At 36.6% G+C, this 11,288-nt stretch carries 5 protein-coding genes and 7 pseudogenes; 10 read left to right on the plus strand and 2 right to left on the minus strand.

The features are described from left to right. Positions 1-277 precede the first annotated feature (277 nt). Positions 278-496 (minus strand): hypothetical protein, encoded by a 219-nt coding sequence (locus AC01GB_RS01410; RefSeq protein WP_474449944.1) that lies wholly within the window; start codon positions 494-496, stop codon positions 278-280. 384 nt (positions 497-880) lie between these two features. Further along, positions 881-2,546, minus strand: a pseudogene (locus AC01GB_RS01415) (DUF2813 domain-containing protein). Positions 2,547-2,746: 200 nt separating this feature from the next. On the opposite strand from AC01GB_RS01415, the pseudogene AC01GB_RS01420 reads away from it, so the two are divergent. From AC01GB_RS01420 to AC01GB_RS01465, 10 genes and pseudogenes are all read left to right on the plus strand, one after another. Further along, a pseudogene (locus tag AC01GB_RS01420) lies at positions 2,747-3,647 on the plus strand (LysO family transporter). A 52-nt stretch (positions 3,648-3,699) separates the two neighbouring features. After that, a pseudogene (locus tag AC01GB_RS01425) lies at positions 3,700-5,097 on the plus strand (DUF2867 domain-containing protein). A gap of 136 nt (positions 5,098-5,233) precedes the next feature. Further along, the gene (gene artP, locus AC01GB_RS01430; RefSeq protein ID WP_474449697.1) at positions 5,234-5,971 is read left to right on the plus strand and encodes an arginine ABC transporter ATP-binding protein ArtP; all 738 of its coding nucleotides are present in this window, start codon (positions 5,234-5,236) and stop codon (positions 5,969-5,971) included. A gap of 10 nt (positions 5,972-5,981) precedes the next feature. Beyond that, positions 5,982-6,724 (plus strand): annotated as a pseudogene (artJ, locus tag AC01GB_RS01435) (arginine ABC transporter substrate-binding protein). A 12-nt stretch (positions 6,725-6,736) separates the two neighbouring features. Next, positions 6,737-7,477 (plus strand): annotated as a pseudogene (artQ, locus tag AC01GB_RS01440) (arginine ABC transporter permease ArtQ). Beyond that, positions 7,474-8,141, plus strand: a pseudogene (gene artM, locus AC01GB_RS01445) (arginine ABC transporter permease ArtM). The pseudogenes artQ and artM overlap by 4 nt, the downstream one beginning before the upstream one ends. 853 nt (positions 8,142-8,994) lie before the next feature. Next, on the plus strand, positions 8,995-9,144 hold the full coding sequence (locus tag AC01GB_RS01450; protein ID WP_474449693.1) for a hypothetical protein: 150 nt from the start codon (positions 8,995-8,997) through the stop codon (positions 9,142-9,144). 62 nt (positions 9,145-9,206) lie between these two features. Beyond that, entirely contained in the window at positions 9,207-9,626 is a 420-nt protein-coding gene (locus AC01GB_RS01455) for a hypothetical protein (protein WP_474449945.1), read from the plus strand. A 143-nt stretch (positions 9,627-9,769) separates the two neighbouring features. Next, the gene (locus tag AC01GB_RS01460; RefSeq protein WP_474449946.1) at positions 9,770-10,312 is read left to right on the plus strand and encodes a hypothetical protein; all 543 of its coding nucleotides are present in this window, start codon (positions 9,770-9,772) and stop codon (positions 10,310-10,312) included. A gap of 7 nt (positions 10,313-10,319) precedes the next feature. Next, a pseudogene (locus AC01GB_RS01465) lies at positions 10,320-11,253 on the plus strand (Rpn family recombination-promoting nuclease/putative transposase). Positions 11,254-11,288: the final 35 nt, after the last annotated feature.

Below are 11,288 nucleotides of genomic sequence, written 5' to 3' on the forward strand. Positions count from 1 at the left end.
ACAATAGTTGGATTGAGCTTTGATTTTTAGTGAATGAATGGTGAATTATAGTGATGATATTGTTTTATTATATTGATTTTAAATAATAAATTATTGTGGCAACTAAAAGCATGATATATAGTTGGCGCTTCTTGAGAAACGATTACCGTTTGTCCCTACAACGTTTTAATGTTAGTGACAATCCCACTTAATGGCGCAGTAAGATGGGTATATTTCAAATTAGTTTTAGCTGTATTTAACGAGGCTTGATTACGATTAATTTAGGCAATATAAATTTTTACCCGCGCTTTTTTAACCTCACATCAGTTTTAACTCGATCAAACTCCTGCCGAGAAATAGCCTGATGCTTTACCAAATCGACATAGCGCTGATAAGTCATTTCTGCTAACTTCAATTCAGCCCGCGCTAAGGCCAAATTAGCTTGATGTTCACGCAGCGTCTCCTCTGATTCTTTAACAACATTTTGCGCCTTTTGCGGATCGATTACCGCTAACAAATCCCCTTTTTTTTACCATATCCCCCTCATTTACATAAAGGGTCTGTAACTGGCCACTAACCTGGGCGCCAACATCTACCTTACTCAACGCGTCCAGCTTACCCGTGGCAAGTACATGTTTTTCGATATTTCCTCTGATAACAGCGACAGTTTGATAATTTATTTTTTGGGGGAAATGAATTATATAAAACATCACAGCGGTGATGATAATAATTAATATCAACATCAGAAAAATTAATAAACGCTTTTTTTGATTGGGAAGAAATTTCATACTAAAAATACTTTTTTTAATATGGAATAGGTTAAAAACCGTATAAGAGCCACTACTGCCTCGACTAAAACCAGCAGAAAAATGCCACAATATTTTTATTGCTTACCTGTTTACTAAGATTGCCCTCTGGCTAGCCATGCAACACGTGAAAACATATGGCGCAGCAACGAAGGAATTGAATTAACGCCTTTTTCTGCCGCTCTATTGGCGACTTCAATTGCTAAATCAGGTTTAGAAGTTCGATGAATTGCTTTAATAATGACACGACGCGGTAATATTTTACCATTATCAGGAATAGCGGCAATCTGATGATAAATATCGCTGAAACCTTCACGGTAAAGGAAATGCTCCATATCTGACTCAGGTAATATAGTTAGTCTATCTCGAGGAGTATCATTGATTCTTTCAGCATAAGCAATTGCTGAATCAGCATACTGTTTTCCTGCATTATCGCCATCAACCAAAGTATGCCACTCGATCCCCATACTATTAGCAAACTTTAATAATGGTTTAAGACCGCATTGCGCAAACTCAATGACTTTAACACCTTCTGACTCAAAATGATAATTACATTGGCGTGCTAATTCATTCATCAACCAGATTTAGGTCTCACCTTCAACCAATAACCAGCAGCGTGCAAATAGTGCTGATGGGCGATTAATACGTATGTGAAATCAAAGACGACGCATATCCTCCAGTGATAATTTATTCGCCTTTAACCGATAAGCAACCACTCGATTTGAATTACGTACTAAGCGGCATATATTTTCCAATGGAACTTGTGAAAGCAATTCGCCTGAATTAGTTGAATTAATACGCTGCAATGAAAAAAGATTTAATAGTCGCCAAGCAACCGAAAAGCATAATGAGGATGTAAACGAGTTTTTCGGATCTTCGATAATCAGAATAGGCCGAGCATCGCTATTTAGTTGAAAATCGCCCTGTAATTGTAAAAATGATGAAAAAAGTTGCCAAATAATTAACCGAATAGAATGCTGTTCCGGTTTACCGACTATGCGATTGATATCCTCCAGCACCCGCCAGCCTCTTCTATTAGGTGAGTGATAGGCAATATTTGACTGATGTGGTCGATTAAATAAGCGCATATTTTGTTCGGCAAAATAATAACCGAGCAACTGTTGGATTGCCACAAAGCCATCTTCAATCTCTTCATAAGACAATTTTGGTGATGCTTTTATTAATGCCTGGGTCAATTGTTTTAATTGGCTGGCAAATTTAACAGAGGGTTTTTTATAGTCAGCATCATAAGATTCAGCCGTTGTAGGGCGTAAAAAGCGGGCATCTCTTAGACGTAGTACGGGATATAGTCGAATAATCTGCTGGATATATTTGCTATTATCATTTAAAGCCAGCTTATTGCCGTCCTTATCTAAAAAACATCTTTCGGTAGCTACAATATTATTTTGTCGTTCAGCACTCACACGATAATAAACACGTGTATATTTATCATTGCCTTCAATCCATAATGCAGACAAGGACTTAAATCGACTTAGCGTTGTGACTATTTGACTGGTTTTCACAAAAAACTAAAATAATTTGTAGATTATTGACTTGTTCATCTGTATCTACCAAGTAATGGAAATCATGTTGGCTAAATTGATATAACGGCTGCTTAGGTGATAATAAAATAGTCAGCGCATCTAACAAACTTGACTTACCCCAGGTATTTTCACCAATTAACACAGTATTATGATCTAAGGTCAATGAAAGCCGATTGATGCCGCGAAAACCAGAAATCTCGACTTGTTGCAAATACATTGGTTAACCTCTTTTTATGCCTATCAGCAATAGTTACTGGATTATCCTGTGAGCAAATGAATTACGTTTAAATATTATTCTATGATATTGCGCCTAGTTTGAGTCTGTTATAAAATATTTATCATTATTTTGCCTATCTTTTTCACATTATTTCCACAAAATCATCGCCATAAAAGCCTTAATTGTACTAAGGATGGACTATGTATTCAGGACTACTTATCATTCTTTTACCGTTAACACTAGGTTATCTATTTCGCTTCAAGAATAAGAAGATTTTAGCGCTTACTCATCGCCTATTAGGTGTGATGGTTTACATTATTTTATTTTTAATGGGCATCACTTTGACGTTATTGGATAATATTAGTACTCATCTTACTGCCATTTTTATCTATACCATGGTCTTCTTTTGCTGCACCTTTGCCGCTAACCTGATTGCTTTATTATTATTGGATAAACTTTTTCCATGTGAAAATTGCGAAACGGGAAACCAATAAACCACTCTCTCGATTAAAAATGATTTTAAGTTCACTACCACTGTGTGGCGTGTTAATACTAGGTTTCCTGTTAGGATTAACAAAGTGCCCATTTTTATCCTATGCCAAACATGGTACTGAAATTACCCTTATCTGTTTATTATTATTGGTGGGTTGCCATCTTCGTAATAGTGGGATGTATCTTCGGCAAATTTTAATCAATTTCAGAGGCGCAACGATTGCGGTAATTGTTGCCACCAGCGCGCTACTTGGTGGTATTTTGGCGGCATTTTTATTAGGACTACCTACTAAAGTAGGTTTAGCGATTGCAGCCGGATACGGTTGGTATTCGCTAACCGGTATACTGCTTACCGACGCTTACGGGCCAGTCATTGGTAGTACCGCTTTCTTTAACGATCTAATACGTGAATTAGCGGCTATTATGCTTATTCCAATTATTATCAATCAATTTCGTTCTACTGCATTGGGGATTTGTGGCTCAACATCGATGGATTTTACGCTCCCCATATTACAATGTAGCGGGGGGGTGTCTATTGTACCTGCTGCCATTGTCCACGGTTTTGTACTAAGTCTATTGACGCCATTACTGATTGCCTTCTTCACCTAATAGACAACTAAATTTTCTGCCAACCACGCTGGTGCTAAATAGGTAACCAAATATGGGTAAAAAACGGATTTTAGTACTTGGTGCTAACGGTTATATTGGTCAAAATCTGATCCCAGCGTTAATCAAACAAGGACATATGATCACCGCAGCAACACGTCAACTTGATTGGGCTAGAGCACAAAATTAGCCAAATAATCAATGTTGTTATGTTGATCTACTCGCAGCCAAAACCTTAAACGATATTATGACAAATATTGATATCGTTTACTTTCTTGTGCACAGTATGGCAGCTAATAATAATCTTATTGAACAAGAATGCCTGGCTGCTCTTAATGTTAAAAATGTACTCAAGCACTCTCAAGTAAAACAAGTTATCTATTTAAGCGCACTACAAAACCATTGCTGTCATTCACAACATCTGATGGCACGTAAACTGACCGGAGAAATTCGGGCACCAATTATTATTGGTGCGGGCTCCGCGCCTTATGAAATAATTCGGGATATGACTTACAACTTATTCATTCTCACTCCCCCACGTTGGGTAAGGTCAAAATCTTGCCATATTGCTTTAGAAAACATGCTTTACTATCTGACGCAATTGACAGCCCATCCAACTAATGAGCATCGTATACTTGATGCTGGTGGGCCGAAATATATTGATTATCAAACACTCTTCAAGCGCTTTATGCAGATAAGCGGTAAGTATCGACCACTTATCCCGCTACCTATCCCAATTAGATTAATTTTCATTCAATTCATTAGCCTAATAACGTCAGTCTCTCCCTCTATTACCAAAAGTTTAATTCAAGGGCTACAGCACAATCTGCCAGCTAATGATCAAGCGTTAAAACAGCTTATTCCGCAAAAATTGCTTAGCGTTGATGAAGCAATCAAACCAGCGTTTATTAACTCGCCTAATGCCATTAATAAAGCGGATTGGGGCTTATATTCAATTCTAAAAACAAAATGGTGTGACAAATATAGTTATTATCCGAAAGATGCCGGTTTTACACTAACAACCCGCGCTACTAGCCGGACTATTTGGCAAATCGTGCAACAAATTGGTGGCAAAAGAGGATATTTCTACGCCAATATTTTATGGCAATTACGCGCCTTAATTGATGATTTAATGCTCAACAAAGTAAAATATGGCCGCCCTATACGTGAGGAATTATATTTAGGCGACATGATTGATAGCTGGAAAGTGATTAATATCAAACCCGGACATCAATTAACCCTATTATTTGGTATGAAAGCACCGGGACTAGGACGTTTAACTTTTACCATCAAGGATTATGGCAAATATCGAACGTTAGATGTCAGAGCATGGTGGTATGCTGCCGGTTTTTCAGGACTAATGTATTGGCTAATCATGAGCCCAATTCATCGTTTTATATTTAAGGGCATGGCTAAAAAAACCAATAAAACTGCATTAATAATATATAAATAACAATAAAAATTAGCTTAATAAAGCCAAAATTCCTTATAAAATATCAATATTAGTCTATTTGTAGAAATTACATATTGCATAACTATTTCATTAAGATTATCATTGTTTAACTTATTTATTTATTCATATTTTTAGCATGAGCATTCAATTAAAACAAATCAATTGCTTTTATGGTGAAGAGCAAGCCCTACACAATATCAATTTGACATGTGAAACGGGTGAAACGATGGTATTACTTGGCCCAAGCGGTGCTGGCAAAAGCTCATTATTACGTGTCTTCAATTTACTAGAGATGCCCCGTTCAGGCCAACTGAACATCGCTGGGTACCATTTTGATTTTTCACTCCAAACAAAAAAAAATGAAATCAGAGCGTTAAGACAAAAAGTGGGGATGGTATTTCAACAATATAACTTATGGCCACATTTGACCGTAATAGAAAATCTGATTGAAGCGCCTTGTTTAGTATTAGGTTTAACTAAGGCAGCAGCTAAAGAAAAAGCAGCAAATTTATTGCACCGTTTACGGTTAACCGAATCTGCTAATTGTTTCCCATTGCATCTTTCTGGAGGTCAGCAACAGCGAGTGGCAATTGCCAGAGCATTAATGATGGAGCCTGAAATACTGTTATTTGATGAACCAACAGCCGCTCTCGATCCTGAAATTACAAGCCAATTAGTTAATATTATACAAGAATTATCAAAAATGGGCATCACCCAACTGATAGTGACTCATGAAATTGATTTTGCCCGTAAAACAGCGAGCAAGATAGTTTATATGGAAAAAGGGGTAATTGTGGAGCAAGGCGATATTGATTGTTTCACTAGACCACAAACTCAAGGCTTGGAAAATTATCTATCCCATTCATCTCATTGAGAATAAACTAATGAAGAAATCACTGTTAGCTATTATCTTATGCAGCCTATCCATATCAGTGCTATCCTCACCAAAAGAGACGATACGCTTTGCAACTGAAGCAACATATGCCCCATTCGAATCAATTGATGCCAATAATAACATTGTCGGTTTTGATATTGATTCTGGCCAATGCCATATGTAAAAAACTCAATGCCAACTGTACATTTACTCATCAATCTTTTGATAGCATAATCCCCAATTTGAAAATGCGTCGATTTGATGCTTTGATGGCTGGAATTGATATTACCAGAGCGGCAAAAACAAGTTGATTTTACTGATAGTTATTATAATAACTCAGCAACATTTATCGCAGAAAAAAATAAAATTAATAAAATATCATTATTAAAAGGTAAAAAAATTGGCGTGCAAAATGGAACCACCCATCAAAAATATATCATCCAACAGCATAAAGAGATGCAAGCTATCCCGTATGATAATTACCAAACTGCTATCCTCGATTTACAAAATGGCCGTATAGATGCTGTGTTTGGAGATACCTCTGTTACAACGGAATGGTTAAAAACAAAAGGTAACGAAAACCTTGCCGCCGTGGGCGAAACAATAACAGATGCAAATTATTTTGGTGTGGGTCTGGGTATTGCGGTACGCAAAGGAAACAAAGCGCTGCTAGATAAATTAAATAAAGCGATGGCACAATTAAAACAAGATGGCACCTATGATGCTATCTATCGAAAATGGTTGCAAAAATAGTCGATTATCGTGATGAATAATCTGTTGTTTCTAATAAATGCCGCCGGTTTGACGATTACTCTTGCTGGTATCGCTTTGATACTAGGGCTATTATTAGCCCTGTTATTTACTGCTTGGGAATCTGCTCGCTGGCGGCCTGTAGCCTTGCTTGGTTCTTGCTGGGTGACTTTAATTCGCGGATTACCTGAATTATTAGTTGTGCTGTTCGTTTACTATGGCACATTACAATTTATTATGTTGTTAGGTGACGGCATTAATATTAATTTCATTTTCTGGCAAACAACCTGGCAAGTCGATCCTGACTGGTTCTTCCCACAAAATAGTGAATTCGATTTTATCCCTTTTTTCTGTGGTGTTGTTCTTGCTCTCACTCTATGCCGCCTATGCATCGCAAACCTTAAGAGGCGCCCTAAAAGCGATACCATCCGGCCAATGGGAATCAGCTCATGCATTGGGTCTCAATCGAAATATTGCTTTCCTACGGCTTATTATGCCCCAAATGTGGCGTCATGCATTACCTGGCTTAGGCAATCAATGGCTGGTATTGCTAAAAGATACTGCATTGGTTTCACTGATTAGCGTAAATGACTTGATGTTGCAAACCAAAACGATTGTCAATCGTACTCATGAACCTTTTGACTTGGTACTTAATTGTGGCATTAATCTACCTGGTTATCGAGCCTGGTAAGTCAATTTATTTTACGACGCATTGAATTACGCACAACTCAGTTTGAACGGGGAGTCGCAAAATAATCGATTTAATCATGTCATTGCTGCCAGGCTTACCAACCAGTTTATCATTAACATTATGCGCGTTACTAATTGCCTTTTTGTTAGCACTATTTTTGACTATTATTTTATCGTTAAAAACAGCGATTTTTTCGGTTATTATTCAAGGCTATATTACGCTATTTACCGGCACTCCTTTGCTGGTTCAATTTTTTTTAATTTACTATGGACCCGGTCAATTTCCCGCACTAAAAGAGTACTCTGCATTATGGGCATTGATTTCTACTCCATGGGTTTGTGCCCTGTTAGCGTTAGCGCTTAATAGCGCTGCCTATTCCACCTTATTATTTCATGGTGCAGTAAAAGCAATTCCTAAAGCTAACTGGCAATCTTGTCAGGCGTTAGGTATGTCAAATTACCAAACCCTGAAGAATTATTTTGCCTTACGCGCTTAAACGTGCACTTTCATCCTATTCTTAATGAGGTGATCCTTATCTTTAAAAGCACTTCACTAGCAAGTACCATAACGCTATTAGAAATTATGGGATATAGCCAACAAATTTTTGGCCAAACTTATAATATCGATGTTTTTATTGCAGCGGAAATTATCTATTTATGCGTGAATGGCATTTTAACTTTATTAATGCGTTGGCTTGAACAATACACTTTATCTTTTGAAAAAATTTAACCAAATAAATCTAGCCTTCTAATAAAGAAAACTATATTTATGGTAATTTTTTAACTAATTACGCAAAGACTTGATGTGTTCAATGTGTGCTAATCTTTAACGTCTAAAATCTATAATATGTAAGATATCAATAACACTGAACACCACTTGATAAAAGTTTTTTTGTTTAATGTAATATAACCATCAAGAGACTGAGAGTTTTTACAATTAAAATAATCACTCCATTTTGTAAGATAGCAAACTACCCTAGCTATTAAGAATAAATGGCGGGCTAAATATATTGCCTTATTCGTTTATGTAAATCAGCTGGAGAGATTATTCTTATACTATATCTCTTTTGTATATTTTGTTTGTATTGGACATATTTCAGCCATTGTTTTTCCTTGCGCTAATTTACCGTCTAAATTAATTGGATCTGGTAAAAACTCAGGAAAAATTTTTGTTTCAATACCTTTGCCAGTCGCTTCTTCTAATTCACTTAGAGTAACACTGCCACCACCAAACGCTAAAAAACATCCATTTTTACTTGCAGCTTATACCAAATAAGCTAACAAATAAAAACATAAAGCTTAAATATCAATTACTTAAAAATATATAGCTCATTTAATATACGCATTTACACGTAAAAACAAGCGATTTCACTCACTATAAATCAATTACTTACGGCTTATAGTGAGTTCTAATTTTAAAAAACCACTTACACTCAACCAACAACTAATAGTTAACAACTTCCTCCAACGCTGCTAATATGATGCCCGTTGGATTGGACTGTTTTTTTTGCGGTGAATAATGCTTAATGGAAATCTAAGCGACCAAAAAGCGGTTAATTCCAGAAAAGAATACCGATGTTTGGATGGCAAGGCTAGCAAACGGCACAGGCGACGCTTGGCGATTTCCAGACGGTGAAATAGTGCTTGGCTTTTTTGAGGCTGAGAAAAAAGCAAAAGAGGTGGGCGCGGTGCTTGAAGAACGGAAGAAATCCCGGTTTAGTCCGAGTCATTGAAATATGCCCCTGAGCAAGTAGGGGCGTAATGAATAAAAAATGTGAGGAAAAAAGGAGCTATTATGTCACTTTCTATTCAAGGTAATTCTTTATTCTCATTCAATAGAACGCTTAGCCATGAAGACGTTCAGCGCGCTATTAATAGCACATCAAAAGAAGAAGCTACACACGTTGGCATATGGGAAAAAATTAAAGATTGGTTTTGTGGAACCAATACAAGTGAAGCGCTGGAAAAATTTTATGTGTTAACACATGACAATGATGAACCTGATACTGAATCCATTTTAAAAAAAGTGACTGCGTTTTACCAACTTAAGGAAATGGCGTATCCCGTTTATCAGGATAGATTTCAGGCATCTATTACTCCAAACGAAGATGGTACATATACTTTTTCTTTTTCCATTAAAGATGTTATGGATGAGCGCGCATTGGTTTATGGGAACACTGAAAAAGATATTTATTCTTTAAAAAAAGAGAATTAACTAACAGTAGTGAGTTATTAGACAACGATACTGTTATCCAAGAAGGTCTAGATGTAACTTTAAATAAAGTAAAATATGACTATAAGCAAAATGAACTGGAAGGTATTACTTCAGCAAATCAGCCAAGGGTCAGTCTGCATTTATTGGATGAAGAAACAAAGCAAGAAATGGATATTAATCAGCATTTAGCCCAAAAATGGATTTCATTACAAATGAAATGTTTTGATTATTATGCTGAACAACGTTCCTCGCTAGACTACTCTATTGATAGCTTGGATATTAGCTGTGTGATAGAAACAGAAAATGAGTGGATTTATCATTTTGCTCAATCGATTAACAAAATAAGAATAAATACACAAGAAAACCTTGCTAAAGAATTTAATAATGAGATAAAGGAATTCAAGGATTTAAATATCTATGCCAATCCTTATGAATTGAATAACGAACCTATATATTCTGAACCATATAATCAAAGAAATGAGCCTATTTATGAAAATATTCAATTTAATTCATCAAAAACTTCATCTAATAAATATTACAAAGGGCCAATAAATGGTGATATTTACGCAAAAGTAGATAAAAAAAATATTGATAAATCAGAGTTACTCAAAGAAATAGATAATTTTATTTTAGAGAATAGTGAAAACTATCCATTAGCATATCGGTATGTTGGAAAGTACGCTTAAATCTTAAATGAATAAAAAATTTACTCCAACACCACACGATGCTGTGTTTAAACAGTTTTTAAGTGAAAAAGAGACGGCAAAAGATTTCTTTGAAATCTGGCTACCAGATGAGATTAAGTCGTTGTGTGACTTAGATAGCCTCAAAGTGGAGTCAGGCTCATTTGTCGATAGTGAAATGAAAAACTACCAGAGTGATATTCTCTATTCTGTCAACACCCAACAAGGGCAGGGTTATGTCTATCTGCTGATTGAGCACCAATCCACGCCGGATAAACTGATGGCATGGAGACTTATGCGTTATTGTATGGCTGCTATGCAAAAGCATTTAGAGGCTGGACACAAAGAGTTGCCGCTGGTTTTTCCTTATCCTGTTCTATTGTGGTGAGAAACGTCCCGCATTCGTATAGTACTGACTGGCTGGATTGCTTTAATGGCAGAGATATTGCCGAAAAAATCTACACCAAACCGTTTAAGCGGGTTGATGTCACCAGCTTAGATGACGGTGAGATTATGCAGCATAAACGAATGGCGTTATTGGAGCTCATCCAAAAACACATTCGACGACGGGATATGACCGAGCTTCTGAATGAAATTGTCACGCTGTTGTCGTATAATTATTATACCGATAATCAGGTTATCACTATGTTTTAACTATCTCATTCAGGAAGGGAATGCAGAGCAGCCAGCAAAGTTAATCAAAGAGATAGCCAGACAGACAGAGAAACACGAGGGGGCATTGATGAATATTGCACAGAGGTATACGAGAAGAAGGTATACAACAAGGTATGCAACAAGGTATTCGACGAGGGAAACTTGAAGGCGAAAAACAGGCTTCCATGAAAATAGCGCGCCAAATGCTAGAAAGTGGTATGGACAGGCAATCTGTGATGAAATTTACAGGTTTGACTGATACTGAGATGAGCAACCTGTTTAAAGATTAAACCTTGACAAAACGCCTGAAATTACCGTTCAATCG

It is taken from the genome of Candidatus Arsenophonus phytopathogenicus (assembly GCF_056113345.1).